Raw genomic sequence first — 15,192 nt, 5'->3', positions numbered from 1 at the left:
CGGTGCCGGGTCGCAATTCCAGGTGTCGTCCCGGCGTGGATTCATCAGCAGCGTCATGGCACCGCCTTCGCGGTCAGCCTGCTCACCCTTCGAAGAAGTGGGCTCGCACGCGCCGTAGCCAGCTTTCCACGGCTGTCCGGTCCGGCTCGATCGGCAGAGGAGTGTGGGCGGAATCGAACTCGGCCTCGCCGTCAGCGAGCATCTTGCGAGCCAGATCAACGTCTCCCGCTGCCACGCGCTCGCCGAACTCGTGGATCCAGGTCGGATCGTCGACCCGAAGCTGGAGCTGACCTGTCGAATACAAGCCCGTTCCGGCCTGTACCAGGCGCGCCAGGTGACGAGCGTGCTTCGCGGTGCGCTTGCGGGTGTCGGCGGAGAACGAGCCGTCGCCGCGGGCTTCGAGTCGCTTGAACTGCTGGGTGGCGTACCCGAGGTAGGAGTCGCGGACCCGTTTCGCGGACAGGAAGGCGGCGCGGATCGCGATGAGGTCGTCGCCGAGCGGGTGCCGCGTCTCGTACAGGTGTTCGGGCAGCCACATCAGCTCGGACACCGTGGGGTTGCCGGCGAGGGCGAGGTTCGCGTACCTGCGGGCCTCGTGGAAGGTGGCGTCCGGCTTCTTTGACACCACCGAGTCGTCGGGGAAGGCGAGTCCGTGGAAGGCGGTGGTCGGGGCGGCGAACATACCGAGCCGGTCGATGTCGGATCCGGGGCCGGCCAGACCGTAGGCGGTGGAGCCGACGATGCCGGACAGAAGGATGTTCGCGGGCTCGATCATGACCGCATCCTTCCGTCGAAGCAGGCCATCCGGCAACGCGAATTCGCCGGTGGCCTGCCCCGTCGGCCAGAAGGGTTGAGCCTTTATCTCCCGGTTCCTGGGTCAGTGGCAGTGGCCGTTGCGGCCGAGAGTGGTCTCCGCGGTCACGCCGGGCCGGGTCCACTGCGGCACGGGCCGGCTGGCCGGACCCCAGGACGGGTTGCCGTCCTCCTCCGTGCGCCAGTACCAGCACGGATGGCGCCCCTCGGGACGGCCGTCGGGCTGGTCCTCCCACGCCTCGCCACGCCCGTACGCCGTCATGTCGAGCAGCGCGAACGTCGGATTCGTCGCCTCGTTGCCGCGTCCCGTGGTGGCGTAGGTGAGAAACGTCCGGTCGCCGTCGCGCAGGTAGGCGGTGAGGTAGCCCATCTCGCCGCCGACCGGGCCGTCCACACCGCGCACCGAATACCACGGCTGCGTGTACCCCATGAACGCGGTGAACGCCGCCACCTCCGGCCACCGCCCGGTGGTCAGCAGCGCGAACGAGACCCCGCGCGCGTTGAGGTAGGCCGCGTCCCGCAGATGCCAGGCGGCGTTCGTGCAGCCTTCGCACTGCCCCTGGTGCGGCGCGCCGTCGTACCACATGTGCTTGTACGCGACGAGCTCGTCGCGGCCCTGGAAGAGATCGATGAACGGCACCGGTCCATCGGGCCCGGTGACCTCGACCGTACCGTCGAATTCCACCATCGGAAGCCGGCGGCGGGCCGCCGCGATCGCGTCGCCCTCCCGGGTGTGTGCTTTCTCCCGGACCAGGAGCTCGTCGCGCGCGGCCTGCCAGGTGGCCAGGTCGACGACGGGCGGATAGCCGGGCTTGGTGTCGGTCACGGTTACCTCCAGAGTCAGTGGGTCACCCTGGTAGACCGGCGATCAACCCCGAACTCATCGGTACGCGCGGTGTTCATTCCGTGGCGGGTTTCGCCTTCTGCGGGTAGACGGTCTCGTGGCGGGCCAGCATCGCGACGAACTCGCCGATCTTGCGTTCGCGGGTCTCGGCCCGTTTGACGGCGTTGAGCCGGTAAATCAGGGCGAACCGGTTGGCTTTCGTGAGGACCTCGAACATGGCCTGCGCGGCCGGGACGGCGGCGATCGCGGCCAACAGGTCGGCCGGCGTCTCGGCCTCCGACGGCGGGGCGTAGGCCGCCGCCCACCGGCCGTCCGCCCGGGCGGCCTCCACCGCGGCTCGGCCGGCGGGCAGCATCCGGCCCTCCGCCTCCAGCCGGGCGACATGGCCGACATTGCGCTGCGACCAGGAGCTACGGGCCGTACGCGGGGTGAACCGGATCCACGACGAGTGCTCGTCCCGCTTGCGGGCCTGCCCGTCGATCCAGCCAGCGCACAGGGCCTCGTCGACGGCCTGCTGCCAGGTGAGCGTGGTGACCGTCCCGCCCTTCCTGGTCAGGGCGAGCCACACCCCGGGTGACGTGGTGTGGTGCTCGGCCAGCCAGGCCCGCAGCTCCGCGGCGTCGACGACGATCAACTCTTCCAGCTCCGCTTTCCCCATGGCGGCAGGGTAGTTGAGCGGATGAGCTGGGAACGGTCTTTTTCGGCATCGGAGAGCCGACCATCCACATGCGAGTGTGGGGCGCGCCGGAGTCCACGGGGGCCCGGCGCGAAAGGACGACGATGCGCCTGCGAGTGCTCGCCCTGGTCACGCCTCTGCTGCTCACGCTCCTTCCGCCGGTCCCCGCCCGCGCGGCGGCGACCATCGTGGACCGGATCGACTTCCAGCCGGCCGCCTCCACCACGCCGGCCGGCTACCGGTCCGACACCGGCGCCGCGTTCACCGACGCCCGCGGATACGGGTGGGTGCGCCAGGACAGTCTCGGCGGTGCCCGGGTGCCGCTCGACCTGACCGCCAACACCCGCGACCGGGCCCGCGCCGGCGTCGACGCCCGGCTCAACACGCTGATCCATCTCCAGTACGGCGATGTCGGCGGCACCGCCGGCACCCTCACCGCGGGCGCCTGGGAGTACGCCGTCGCGAACGGCACCTACCAGGTCACCGTCGCGGCGGGGGACCGGCCCGCCTACGACAGCAGTCACACCCTGCGCGTCGAGGGCGTCCCGGCGATCAGTGGGTTCGTCTCCACCGCCGCCGCCGAATACCGCACCGACACCGTCACCGTGCCGGTGTCCGACGGCCGGATCACCATCGACGCGATCGGCGGCACCAACACCAAACTCGGCTACGCCGACATCGCCCGGGTCGACCCACCGACCGCGCTGGCCGCCACACCCGGCGACAGCCAGGTGTCCCTGACCTGGACCGGAACGGCCGCCTCCTACGACGTCTACCGCGACGGCGCCCGGATCGGCGCGACCACCAAGCCCGCCTATCTCGACACCGACGTGGTCAACGGCACCATTTATGCGTACGAGGTACGCGCGGCCGACGGCGGCCGGAGCACCACGGTCAGCGCCACCCCGCAGGCGTTTTCGCTGAAGGTGAACTTCTCCGACACGGCCACCGCACCGCCGGCCGGCTACGTCCGCGACTTCGGTGAGGCGTTCACCGCCGCCCGTGGACACGGCTGGATCGACCTGGGCGAGCTGACCCCGGCGAGCCTGGTCGGCAACGGCCGCAACCGCAACCCGGCCGCCGGGCAGGCCGACCTCCGGCTGGCCACCCTCATCCACGCGCAGCTGCCCGCCGGTTCCGCCGGATCGCACACCCCTGGCGCCTGGGAGGCCACCGTCCCGCCCGGCGCCTACCAGGTCACGGTGGCCGTGGGCGACTCCGGGACCGCCACCGACAGCGTCCACTGGGCCAACGTCGAGGACCAGAACGCCATCGCCGAATTCCGGCCGACCGCCGCCGTCCGGCACGCCACCGCCACCCGTACCGTGACCGTCACGGACGGCAGGCTGACCCTGAGCCCGGCGGGCGGCACCAACACCAAGTTCGACTACATCGACATCGTCAGCGTGCCGAAGGCCGGCGCCCAGCCGTCGGTGCGCACCAGCACCCCCGCCAACCTCGCCACCGCGGTCAGCCTCACGACCAGCGTCGTCGAGGATCTGATCCTGCCGAACGGCGCCGTCGACGCCACCTCCCTCACCTCGGCCGCGGTGACCCTGACTCGCGCCGACACCGGTGCGCCCGTGCCGGGCCAGGCGTTCACCAGCGGCGGCGGCGACATCGTCAACTTCTCACCCGCGTCGCCGCTGGCAGCCGCGACCACGTACCGGTTCACCGTCACTGCCGCCGCCCGCGACGTCACCGGGAAGGCGTTCCTGCCGTTCTCGACGGTCTTCACCACCGCCACCGGCGGCGGCGAACCGGCCGACGGCATCGCCTTCGACAAGACCGAGGGCGTGGCCACCGGAGCGGCGTTCACCTCGGTCGTCAAAGGGCCCGACGGCCGCCTCTACGCCGGAACGCTCACCGGCCAGATCCATCGCTTCCCGATCAACGCCGACGGCACCTTCGGCACCGCGACGATCATCGATACGGTACGGGTGAACGCCGCGGCCGCGAACCTGCCCGGCCAACCCAACCGGACCGTCATCGGGATGGCTTTCGACCCGGCGTCCACCGCGGCCGCCCCGATCCTGTGGGTCACCGACAACTACCAGTACACCGGCACCTCGAACGTGCCGGACTGGACCGGGCGGATCGGCCGGCTCAGCGGCCCCGACCTCGGCACCTACACGTCCGTGGTGGTCAACCTGCCGCGCTCGGTGAAGGACCACGAGACCAACTCGCTGGCGTTCGGCCCGGACGGGGCCCTCTACGTCAGTCAGGGTTCCAACAACGCGATGGGCGCCGCCGACTCGACGTGGGGAAACCGGCCCGACCAGTTGTTGAGCGCGGCCATCCTGCGTCTCGACCCGGCGCGCCTTCCGGCCGGCCTGCCGCTCGACGTCAAGACCGCCTCCGGCGGCGCCTATGACCCGTACGCCCCGGGTGTGCCGTTGACCCTGCACGCCACCGGCGTGCGCAACGCGTTCGATCTGCTGTGGCACAGCAACGGTCACCTGTACGCGCCGACGAACGGCTCGGCCGCGGGCGGTAACACGCCGGGCACCCCGGCAACGCTGCCGTCCTCATGCGCGCGGCGCGGCTACACCGGGCCGTCCGTGCCCGCGCTGACCGGCGTTTCGACCGCGGAGACCGACTACGTCTTCGACGTCGAGCCCGGCCGCTATTACGGGCATCCGAACCCGCTGCGCTGCGAATGGGTGCTGGCGGGCGGCGATCCCACCGGCGGCGCCAACCCCTACGAGGTGCCCGACTACCCGGACGGCACCGCCCCCGACCCGAACTTCGACCTCGCCGGAACCTACGACGCCGGCCTGCACGCCAGCGCCAACGGCGTCATCGAATATCGGGGCGGCGCGTTCGGCGGCGCGCTGCGCGGCAAATTGGTCAACGTGCGCTATTCGGTGAGCCAGGATCTGCAGACCTTCGACGTGGCGGCCGGCGGCGCACTGTCCCACCGCCGGACCGGCATCCCCGGCTTCACCGGTTTCCGGCAGCCCCTCGACCTCGTCGAGGACACCGCCACCGGCTTCCTCTACGTCACCGAACTCGGCGCCAACCGGATCACCCTGCTCAAACCCCGCCTGTGACGGCCCGGTTCGTCACCGGGGTGACGAACCGGGCCCGGCGTCGTGGGTGTGGTACCGGCCGGGAAGGAGACCGGCGATCCAGCGGCGACGGTGAACTGCTGCCCGTGGTGCCGGGCGGTCAGCGGCTCGCCGTCGCGTATCGAGTAGGTGACCCGTTGCTCCGCGATGTCGACCTCGAGCACCGACCCCCGAATCCGCAGCGGGAACCGCACCCGGCGGGCCCGGGTCGGCAGCATCGGGGAGAACTCGGGTACCGGTGGACGCCAGCGGTATCCGGCGAACGCGTAGACGAGCGCCATCCAGGTGCCGCCGGCCGACGCGATGTGCACGCCGTCGCGCAGGTTGCCGGCGGTGTCCGCCATGTCGACGGCCGCGGCATCGATCAGGTACTCCTCCGCCGTCCGGTACATGCCCATGTCGGCCGCCGCGATCGCCTGTATGCATTCGGACAGCGAGGAGTCGCCGGTGGTCAGCGGGTCGTAGTGCTCGAAGATCCGGCGGCGCTGATCCGCGGTGAACCGCTCCGGGAGCAGGACCGTGGCGAGGACGACGTCGGCCTGTTTGATCACCCGGTGCCGGTAGATGACGAGCGGGTGATAGTGCAGCAGCAGCGGGTACCGGTCGCGCGGTGTGCCGGCGAAGTCCCACGGGGCCTGGTCCAGGAAACCGTCGTCCTGAAGGTGGACACCGGCCTTCTCGTCGTACGGGATGTAGATCTCGTCCGCGGCCCGCCGCCAGACCCGCACCTCCTCGTCACCCAGCCCGGTGCGGTCGACGAGCCTGCGATGATCCGGTGGCGACTCCACCCGCAGACGGTCCACCACGTCCGCGGCGAGACGCAGGTTCTCGGCGGCCATCACATTGGTGAACAGGTTGTTGTCGACGACCGTGGTGTACTCGTCCGGCCCGGTCACCTTGTGGATCACGAACCGGCCGTCCCGGCGTTCCGAGAAGAAGCCGAGGTGCGCCCACATCCGGGCGGTCTCCACCAGCAGTTCGGCGCCGTGCCGGACCAGCAGATCGGTGTCGCCGGTCACCCTGACGTACTGGTCGAGCGCGTACGCGATGTCCGCGTCGATGTGGTACTGTGCCGTCCCCGCCGCGTAATAGGCCGACGCCTCGTCGCCGCCGATGGTGCGCCACGGGAACAGCGCGCCGGCGCAACCCACCTCGCGGGCCCGGCGCCGGGCGTCCGGGAGCATCCGCACCCGGTGCATGAGCAGGCTGCGCGCCACCTCGGGGCAGGTGTGCACCAGGAACGGCAGGACGTACACCTCGGTGTCCCAGAAGTAGTGTCCCTCGTACCCGGTCCCGGTCAGGCCCTTGGCCGGCATCCCGTGCCCCTCGGAGCGCAGCGTGGCCTGCATGACGCTGAACAGGCTGAAACGCACTGCCTGCTGGGCCACCGGCGCGCCCTCCCAGATCACGTCGCTGCGATCCCAGAACGCGCGGACCTGGTCCTGGTGGTCGGCCAGCGTGGCCGGATAGCCGGTGCTTCGCGCCCGGTGCAGAGTCACCGCGGCGCGTACGTCCAGGTCCGTGTCGGTCGCCGGGCCGTAGTGATAGGCGAGCCATTTGGTCAGCGTGACCGGCCGGCCGGCCGGCACCTCCCCTTCGAACACCACGAGGACACGGTCGTCCTCGAGCCTCGTGCGGACGTGGGTGAGGACCTCGGTGTCGAACTCGTGATCCATCCCGGCGGCCACCCGCAGCGCGCTGCGCGCCGTCCGGTAGGTGCGGATCACCCGGACGCCGTCCGTGTGATCGCCGTCGGGCAGCAGCGCCTGGTCGTCCAGCGCCCGGGTCTGCCGCGGGTCGAAGGCCGCGGTCTCCGTCGGCGGACGGTGCAGGACCATCTCCGAGGAGATGACGACACGGGCGGGGGCGTCGAGCGCGGTCAGCTCGAAGCGGATGCCGGCCAGGTGGCGCTGGACGAGGGATACGAACCGGGTGGTCACCAGCCGGAACCGCCGCCCGTCCGCCAGCTGGTAGACGACCGTGCGGGTGAGGACTCCGTGGCGCATGTCCAGGGCCCGCTCGAACTCCCGGACCTCGGTCGTCTCACAGGTCACCGGGGCGTCATCGACGTACAGCCGGAGGGCGGTGCCGTCCGGGACCGGTGCGATGGTCTGCCCGGTGGTGGCGAAGCCGTGCGCGTTCTCCGGATAGGTGATCGGCCAGGTCTCATGGAAGCCGTTGAGCAGCGTCGCGGGCCGGAAGGACGGCTTGCCCTCCTCGAACGCGCCACGGATCCCCAGGAAGCCGTTGGCCACGGCGAACAGCGTCTCGGTCTGCTCGATGTAGCCGGGGTTGTACACGTGCTCGACGATCCGCCAGGGATCGGTCGGATAGTCCTCCGCCGCGGCCACCAGCCGACGGCTCGCTGCCAGAAGCCGGTGTTCCCTCGGCCCGGCGCGGTGCACGTTGTCGGTCGCCGCCACCAGAAACACACCGAGATCGGCGACCACGAGATCGGCGACCCCGAGGTCGGCTCCGTCTCCGGCGAGCGCGGCCCCGTCCCGGTCGACCCCGACGACCAGGCCGAACCCTCCCGCCCGGCCGGCCGCCACGCCCGCGGCCGTGTCCTCGACCACCACTGTGCGTCTCGGTGCGACACCGAGCCGGCGGGCGGCCTCCAGGAGCATGCCGGGGCCCGGCTCACCCGAGAGCCCCGTTTCCCGCGCGGTCCGGCCGTCGACGCCGGTGTCGAACAGGTTGGTCAGGCCCGCGCCGGCCAGAACATCGGCGCAGTCGGTGTGGTCGGTGACCACAGCGGTCCGGAGACCGGCCTCCCGCAGCTCACGGACCCAGGCGATGGATCCGGGAAACGCCTCGACCTCGGCGCCCGGCCGGTCTGCCGTGCCCTGCATACGCGAGATCAGGACTCCGTCCAGGCCGAAGAGCACCGCGTCGAAGTCCCGCTTGGTCACCGACGCCGGCATCGCGGCCCCCGGATAATACGAAAACCTCCCATAAAAGACAGGATGGTCCCTCGTGATCCCGGCGCCATCACCCCCAGCGGATGGCATCGCCGCCGGTCAGGTGGTGAAAACGGTGAACGCCACCTGATGGATGGTGCCGCCGGCCTGGAACTGCAGGAACAGGCGCTTGTCGCCGCGTTCGGCGAAGGCGGCGTGGAACGCGAGGACGGCGTCGGGCGGGGCGGCGCCGGTCGGGCCGACCGGAATCGGGTGCAGGTGCTTGAGGCCCTGGGTGCGCACCTCGAAGTTCGACAGGTGGGCGTAGGCGCCGAGATACGGTTCGAGCACCGCCGGGCGGCCGTCGCGCAACACCTGGAACCGCAACGCCGTCTGGGTGCCGGAGATCAGGTCGGCGGTGCCGTCGAGACGGCGTACGAGGTAGGGCCCGGAGCGGGCCTGGGCCTGCGGGGCCGGGACGGGCACCATGCTGGTGTCGCCGGCGATGACGAACGGGACCCCGAGGACGGTGGGGTCGGCGCCCGCCGGACGGCCGTGCGGGACGAACTCGATGTACACCCGGTAGGCGCCGCCGTCGGAGATGGTCACCGGGGCGGTCCAGGCGCCGTCGGCCACCTCCGGGTGCAGGTGCTGATATTCGGAGAGGTCGTCGCGGAGCACGTACATGTGCATGGGTTTGGTGTGCACGTGCTGGAAGTCGGTGGCGGCGCCGCCGGGACCGGTGACCCGCAGCGACACCCGGCCCGGGCCGCGGCCGGTGGGCAGGGCCAGCGGCTCCACCCGGAAGCCGTCGTAGCTGTCGGAGAGCCCGTCGCTGTGATAGGCGACCGCCGAGGCGGCCGGTGCCGGAACCGTGGCCGGAGACGGGCCGCGGCTGTCGGCGAAGAGGTAGGCGGCCGCCACGAAACCCGCCAGCGTCACCGCCGCCGAGAGGCGGCGGTGACGCGATCCGGTGCCGGTCAGCTGACCGCCGCCGTTCCGGTCGGCCGGACCAGGAACAACCCGACGCCGATGCTCTGCACGGCGACGACACCGTTCTTCAGGTACGGCAGCGCCATCCAGCTGCCGCTGTACCCGCTGGCGTTGGAGCTGGGGTCGACGTCGAAGTAGCCGACCTCGGGCAGCGAGGCCGAGGCGGCGTTCGTGGTGTCGAGGATGCGCAGGCCACCGCGGTACGAGGCCTGGAAGTGCCGCTTGCCGACGGTGTAGCCGTTGTGGTTGACGAACGTGCCACGAGTGCCGACGTCCTTGCCCACGTACCGGGCGGCGTCGAGCTTCTCGATGTTGTAGACGAAGTCCGGGCTGCCGGCGGCGGTGCTGATCGTCTCGTCGTTGACGATCATGTGCTTGTAGTCGCTGGTGGCGAAGCCCTGGTGGATGAAGCTGGCGCCCGGGTGGGTCACGCTGGACAGGACGACGATGTTCGACTTGTTGGTCACGTCGAGGATCTGGAACCGCCTACCTTGGCCGGTGTAGTTGAACGCGATCTCCCGGCCGGTGTAGCGGGTGTCCGGGCCGGCGTAGGTCACCACGATCGACTCGTGCGAGTACACCTCACGGCTGTAGCAGCCCGCCAGTGTGAGGGTGAGCGGCGTCTTGATGTCGTAGATCGTCAGGCCCTTGCTGCACGTGTTCGCGCCGGAGACGTACAGGAAACCGGTGTTCTGATTGATCTGCAGCGTGTGGCTGTTGGTCAGGCCGGTGAACCGCGCGTCGGCGGTGAAGGTCTGCGGGGTGGTCACGCCCTGGAGTTTGTTGAGGTTGAAGATCTGGATGCCGTGCGACACCGAGTCCTTGCCGATGTAGGCGTAGTTCTTGTAGGTGCGGACGTCGCACCAGGACGAGCTGACCCCGTTCGAGGACGGCAGGTTGCCCAGGTAGCGCGGGTTCGACGGGTCGGTGACGTTGACGAACGAGACGCCGTTGGACCGGCAGTACAGGATGTACTCGTTGCTGTCGCGGGTGTCGGTCCAGTACCACATGCTCGACGAGCCGCCGCCGCCCAGCGCCGACTGCGGCAGGAAGCTGAGCAGGTCGACGTTCTTGCACGGGTATTTGTCGGCCATTCCGTTGACGCAGGTGATCGGTGCGCCGGCGAGGAGTTCGCCGCTGCGCCAGGTGGGCTGGTAGATGCGCAGCATCTCCGCCTGCTCGGCTCGGCCCTCCGGGGTGTCCGGGTCGTGCGCGGTGGCCGGTGGGCCGGCGACGGCGAGCAGCAGCAGGAATCCGGTGACGGCAAGGATGGTGCGACGTACGCCTCGGAGCATGTCGACGCCCTTTCGCGCGGGGGAACCGGCGCGCGCGGGGGTGTGGCACGCACCGGATGCGTGCCTGAACGCTAAGCGTCACTTCGACAATCGTCAATATTCTCGCGGGCCGACCGTTAGATTTCGATGAGGCGATCCTTAAGCGTTCCTTAGTATCGATCTTCACGCGCGCTGGGCATGAATAGTGAGTCGGCTGCTACCAGGCGAGTCGACGAGGAGTACGTTCGTGCCCACCCCATCCCAACGGCGGACCCGCTACGTCCTGACGGCCATCGGGGCCCTGGGACTGATCGGAGCCGGCTCGGCCACGATCGTCGCGGGCGCCGGCACCGGGGACCGGGAGATCCGCCTCGCCGCGACCAACCCGGCCACCACCACGGACGCCACCGTCACGCCGGACGAGACCGCCTCGCCGTCCACGCAGCCCACGACCACGACGCCCGCCACGCCGTCGGCATCGGCCACACCGTCGGCGAGCAGGTCGGCGACCGTACGCCCGAAGAGCTCGCAGACGACGGCCACGACCAGCCGGCGGACCGCGACCGCGAAGCCCACCACGACGACCAAGGCGCCGACCAGCGGCTCCACCGGCTCCACCACGGTCAACGCCGAAGTGCTCCGCCTGGTCAACGTCGAACGGGAGAAGGCCGGCTGCTCCGGGCTCAGCAGGGAGTCACACCTGGAGGCGGCGGCGCAGAAACACTCGGACTTGCAGGCCGCGCAGAACACCATGTCGCATCAGCTGCCCGGCGAGGCGAGCATGGGCGATCGGGTCACCGCCGAGGGCTACCAGTGGCGCGGCGTCGCCGAGAACGTTGCCGCCGGCTACACCACCGCGGCCGGCGTCATGGACGGCTGGATGAACAGCGCCGGGCACAAGGCCAACATTCTCAACTGCGACTACACCGAGATCGGTGTCGGCCGGACGAAGTCCTCCTCCGGCACCCTGTACTGGACCCAGAACTTCGCCACACCGGCCTGAGGCCGCCGGCACATACGGAAGCGGCGCCCGGTGGTTCACCGGGCGCCGCTTCTTTCGGGTCGTTGTATGTCAGGCAGTGGGAGCCGGGTCGGTGGCGGGGCGCCGGCCGATCAGGAACAGCGCGTAGCCGGCCAGCGAGATCACGAAGCCCAGGCCCACGACCATCGCGGCGATGCCGAACGAGACGACCGAGGTGAACAGCGAGGCGCGCAGGAAGGAGCCGTTCATGACGGTGGCCCGAACCGGGTCCTCCTTGTCGAGCTCGGCGTAGGTCTTGCCGCCGCTCGCCTTGAGCGCGTGCTTCTCGATGATGTCGGCCTCGGCGTACGCGGTCAGCGGGCCGTCGATCTTCTCGCCCGCGAACCACTTGGCGTCGGCGGAGACGGTGATCCGCTCGTCCGCGAGTTGCGACTGCACGGTGAACCAGGTGGTGGCTCCGGCGGCAATCATGACCAGGCCGGCGAGTGCCAGCAGGATGCCGATCCAGCGAACAGCACCGCCCGAACCGCGAGCGGCCTTCCGCGAACTGCGAACAGCACTACCCGCAGCGGTCCGGCCGACCTCGTGAGCTACAGCGGTCATGACTTACTCCCGTTAGGTGATTGTTCTTATCCCTCGTCGGTCCCTCCGGCCTGGTGTCCGGCCGGGGTTCGATCGTCGGCTTACGCAATTAAGAATCCGGTCCCGGGGCACTCCGCAGTAGGGCCGACAGGTACGGGCCGAAGGTCCTGACCCGGGAAGGCCCTGGTCCGCCGACGGTGTCCGTCGGCGAACTCTTTTCAGGTTCGCGGCCGTCCGCTATAACTAACTAACTAGTACGTTATTTCGGATCGGATGGACCGCCTGGCGGACCCCACCGAACCTGTCGCCGCGCGGGAAGGCAGAGCGGTCATGCTCATCGCCGAACATGACGGGGTCCGCGACCGGACAGTCGCGCCCGCCGGCGCCCGTCGACTGTCGATCGCCACCGCCTGCCTGTCGGGCACCATCGAGGACAAGCTGGCGGCCGCCGCCGCGGCCGGGTTCGACGGCGTGGAGATCTTCGAGAGTGACCTCATCGCGTCGGCCTGGTCGCCGTCGCGGATCCGGCAGGAGTGCGCCCGCCGTGACCTGTCGATCGACGTCTACCAGCCGTTTCGTGACTTCGAAGCGGTCGCGCCGGACATTCTGCGGTCCAATCTGCGGCGTGCCGAGCGCAAGTTCGACGTGCTGGAGCAACTGGGCGCCGGCACGCTGCTGGTGTGCTCGTCGGCGTCCGCGGACACCGTCGATGACGACGATCTCGCCGCCGAGCAGTTGTCCGCGCTCGCCGAGAGGGCGGCGCGGCGTGGCCTGCGGATCGCCTACGAACCGCAAGCCTGGGGCCGGTACGTCGACAGCTACGCGCACGCGTGGCGGATCGTGCGCCGCGCCGATCATCCGGCTCTCGGGCTCTGCCTGGACAGCTTCCACGTCCTGTCCCGGGACGACGACATGGCCGGGATCGCGGCGATACCCGGCGCCAAGATCTTCCACCTGCAACTGGCCGACGCGCCCCGGCTGAGGATGGATGTGGTCGAGTGGAGCCGGCATCACCGGCTGTTCCCCGGGCTCGGCTCGTTCGACCTGGCCACGTTCGCCGCCCAGGTGCAGCGCACCGGCTATGCCGGGCCGTTCTCGCTCGAGGTGTTCAACGACATCTACCGCCAGGCCGACCCACGACAGGCCGCCATCGACGGGATGCGGTCGCTGCTCGCGCTTCAGGAGGCCACCGCCGGTGCGGGCCCGGCTTCCGGGTTGCCGGCCGCGCCCCGGCTGGGCGGGCACGTCTTCACCGAACTCGCCGTCGACGAGGTCTCCGGGCCGGTGGTGGCGCGTACCCTGACCGCGCTCGGGTTCGCCCGGACCGGCCAGCACCGGTCCAAGCCGGTGCAGTTGTGGGAACAGGGCCGGGCCCGGCTGCTGCTCAACTTCGCGCCACAGCGGACGGTGGCGCCCGGCACGGCACTGATCTGTGCCCTGGCGGTGGAGAGTGACGACCCGCCGCGGTCGGCTCAGCGTGCCGACCGGCTGCTCGCGCCGGTGCTGCCGCGGGTCCGGCAGCCGGGGGAGGCCGACCTCAGCTCGGTGGCCGCACCGGACGGTACGGCCGTGTTCTTCTGCCGTACCGGCGGCGACGGCCTCGGCTGGCCGGCCGACTTCGCGCCGACCGGGGACCAGCCGCGCGCCGACGGGCTGGTCACCGCCACCGATCACATCGCTCTCACCGAGTCGGTCGACGACTTCGACCAGTCGGCCCTGTTCTACCGTTCGGTGCTGGGGCTGTGTTCCGGGCCCACCACCGAGATCGCGGCGCCGTTCGGGCTGCTGCGCAGCAGGTCGGCCACCGATGCGGCGCACACCGTCCGGATCACTCTGAACACGGCGCCGTTGCGCCGCGGGAGCTGGGCTCCCGGGATTCCGAGTCCGCAGCATGTCGCGTTCGTCAGCGACGACGTGATCGCCAGTGCCCGGGCCATGCGGCAGCTCGGCGCCCCGGTGCTGCGGATCCCGGACAACTACTACGACGATCTGGACGCCAGGCTCGCTCCGCCGCCGGATCTGCTGGCGGCGCTGCGGGATCTCTCGATCCTGTACGACAGTGACGACGACGGTGAGTACCTGCACTTCTACACCGAGATGCTGGGATCCCGGCTGTTCTTCGAGGTGGTGCAGCGCATCGGCGGTTACGCGGGCTACGGCGCTGTCGCGTCCGTGCCGGTGCGCATGGCAGCGCACCGGCACCGGCGGCTGCTCGGTCTGCGGGCCGAATCCGGGCGGCCCCGCGACTACTCGCTCGCGCACCTGACCGCGCTGAGCCTGTCACCTCCGGAACTGGTCGAGGCCGCCGCCGACGCGGGCTACCGCTATGTGGGGATCCGGCTGACGAAGGTGACCCCGCAGGAGCCGCACTACCCGCTGGCCACCGACCCGGCGCTGATGCGTACGACGAAGGTGCGGCTGGCGGCCACCGGTGTGGAGGTGCTCGACATCGAACTGGCCCGGATCGGGCCGGACGAGGATCCGCGCGACTTCCAGCGTTTCCTGGAGGCCGGGGCGGAACTCGGCGCCCGGCACGTCATCACTCAGCTGCCCGATCCGGACCGTGGCCGCAAGGTGGACAGGTTCGCGCGGTTGTGCGAGATGGCGCGGCCGCTCGGGCTGACCGTCGACCTGGAGTTCCCGTCCTGGACCGAGACGCCGGACCTGGCCGAGGCGGCACGGGTGCTGCGGGCCGCAGGCCAGCCCAACGCCGGCATCCTCGTCGACCTGCTGCACTTCGCCCGCTCCGGGTCCAGCGTCGCGGATCTGCGGGAGCTGCCGGCGCAGTGGTTCCACTTCGCGCACGTCTGCGACGCGCCGGCCGGGGTGCCGCCGACCAATGCGGAGCTCATCCACACGGCCCGCTTCGAGCGGCTGTACCCGGGCGACGGCGGCATCGACCTCGACGGGATCCTCTCGGCGCTGCCCGCGGGTATCCCGTACGCCCTGGAGATCCCCCGTGCTCAGATGTCGGCGCAGGTCGGCGGCCGGGAGCACGCGCGGCTGGCGATCGCCGCCGCCCGGCGGCGCCTGGACGCGGCCGTGGCGGCGGGCTGA

Annotated in this window: 10 protein-coding genes; 3 read left to right on the top strand and 7 right to left on the bottom strand. The window is 70.5% G+C overall.

The annotated features are described in order from the left end of the window. Window positions 1-82: 82 nt before the first annotated feature. From IEZ13_RS11300 to IEZ13_RS11290, 3 genes are all read right to left on the bottom strand, one after another. Entirely contained in the window at window positions 83-775 is a 693-nt protein-coding gene (locus tag IEZ13_RS11300) for a nucleotidyltransferase domain-containing protein (protein WP_183221010.1), read from the bottom strand. Between the two features lie 102 nt (window positions 776-877). Beyond that, a complete protein-coding gene (locus IEZ13_RS11295) occupies window positions 878-1,639 on the bottom strand; it encodes a DUF899 family protein (protein ID WP_203833794.1) in 762 nt (253 codons plus the stop codon). A 73-nt stretch (window positions 1,640-1,712) separates the two neighbouring features. Continuing rightward, a complete protein-coding gene (locus tag IEZ13_RS11290) occupies window positions 1,713-2,315 on the bottom strand; it encodes a YdeI/OmpD-associated family protein (RefSeq protein WP_183221008.1) in 603 nt (200 codons plus the stop codon). A gap of 122 nt (window positions 2,316-2,437) precedes the next feature. Here IEZ13_RS11290 and IEZ13_RS11285 point away from each other — a divergent pair, with 122 nt between their 5' ends. Then, window positions 2,438-5,386, top strand: a complete 2,949-nt coding sequence (locus IEZ13_RS11285; protein WP_183221006.1) for an Ig-like domain-containing protein — start codon at window positions 2,438-2,440, stop codon at window positions 5,384-5,386. Here IEZ13_RS11285 and IEZ13_RS11280 read toward each other — a convergent pair. The 3 genes from IEZ13_RS11280 to IEZ13_RS11270 all read right to left on the bottom strand — a co-directional run bounded on the left by IEZ13_RS11280 (window position 5,332) and on the right by IEZ13_RS11270 (window position 10,592). Continuing rightward, on the bottom strand, window positions 5,332-8,328 hold the full coding sequence (locus IEZ13_RS11280) for an HAD-IA family hydrolase (protein WP_183221004.1): 2,997 nt from the start codon (window positions 8,326-8,328) through the stop codon (window positions 5,332-5,334). The genes IEZ13_RS11285 and IEZ13_RS11280 overlap by 55 nt on opposite strands. Before the next feature lie 96 nt (window positions 8,329-8,424). After that, the gene (locus IEZ13_RS11275; RefSeq protein ID WP_229794621.1) at window positions 8,425-9,246 is read right to left on the bottom strand and encodes a hypothetical protein; all 822 of its coding nucleotides are present in this window, start codon (window positions 9,244-9,246) and stop codon (window positions 8,425-8,427) included. A 38-nt stretch (window positions 9,247-9,284) separates the two neighbouring features. Next, on the bottom strand, window positions 9,285-10,592 hold the full coding sequence (locus IEZ13_RS11270) for a choice-of-anchor B family protein (RefSeq protein ID WP_183221003.1): 1,308 nt from the start codon (window positions 10,590-10,592) through the stop codon (window positions 9,285-9,287). Between the two features lie 226 nt (window positions 10,593-10,818). Between IEZ13_RS11270 and IEZ13_RS11265 the strand changes: the two genes are divergently transcribed. Then, window positions 10,819-11,574 (top strand): CAP domain-containing protein, encoded by a 756-nt coding sequence (locus IEZ13_RS11265; protein WP_183220999.1) that lies wholly within the window; start codon window positions 10,819-10,821, stop codon window positions 11,572-11,574. A 69-nt stretch (window positions 11,575-11,643) separates the two neighbouring features. On the opposite strand, the gene IEZ13_RS11260 is transcribed toward IEZ13_RS11265, so the two are convergent. Continuing rightward, window positions 11,644-12,156, bottom strand: coding sequence for an aromatic ring-opening dioxygenase LigA (locus IEZ13_RS11260; protein ID WP_203833796.1), 513 nt, complete (start codon window positions 12,154-12,156; stop codon window positions 11,644-11,646). Between the two features lie 309 nt (window positions 12,157-12,465). On the opposite strand from IEZ13_RS11260, the gene IEZ13_RS11255 reads away from it, so the two are divergent. Further along, window positions 12,466-15,192 carry a TIM barrel protein gene (locus IEZ13_RS11255; RefSeq protein ID WP_183220997.1) on the top strand — a complete coding sequence of 909 codons (2,727 nt, stop codon included), beginning with the start codon at window positions 12,466-12,468 and terminating at the stop codon, window positions 15,190-15,192.

Source organism: Actinoplanes campanulatus (assembly GCF_014647795.1).
In the GTDB taxonomy this organism is placed as follows: Bacteria; Actinomycetota; Actinomycetes; order Mycobacteriales; family Micromonosporaceae; genus Actinoplanes; species Actinoplanes campanulatus.
This window is presented reverse-complemented; position numbering and strand designations above follow the sequence as displayed.

Coding starts and splice junctions, on each gene's coding strand:
- IEZ13_RS11300 (WP_183221010.1), bottom strand. CDS start 775: ATGATCGAGCCCGCGAACATCCTTCTGTCCGGCATCGTCGGCTCCACC.
- IEZ13_RS11290 (WP_183221008.1), bottom strand. CDS start 2,315: ATGGGGAAAGCGGAGCTGGAAGAGTTGATCGTCGTCGACGCCGCGGAG.
- IEZ13_RS11285 (WP_183221006.1), top strand. CDS start 2,438: ATGCGCCTGCGAGTGCTCGCCCTGGTCACGCCTCTGCTGCTCACGCTC.
- IEZ13_RS11280 (WP_183221004.1), bottom strand. CDS start 8,328: ATGCCGGCGTCGGTGACCAAGCGGGACTTCGACGCGGTGCTCTTCGGC.
- IEZ13_RS11270 (WP_183221003.1), bottom strand. CDS start 10,592: ATGCTCCGAGGCGTACGTCGCACCATCCTTGCCGTCACCGGATTCCTG.
- IEZ13_RS11260 (WP_203833796.1), bottom strand. CDS start 12,156: ATGACCGCTGTAGCTCACGAGGTCGGCCGGACCGCTGCGGGTAGTGCT.
- IEZ13_RS11255 (WP_183220997.1), top strand. CDS start 12,466: ATGCTCATCGCCGAACATGACGGGGTCCGCGACCGGACAGTCGCGCCC.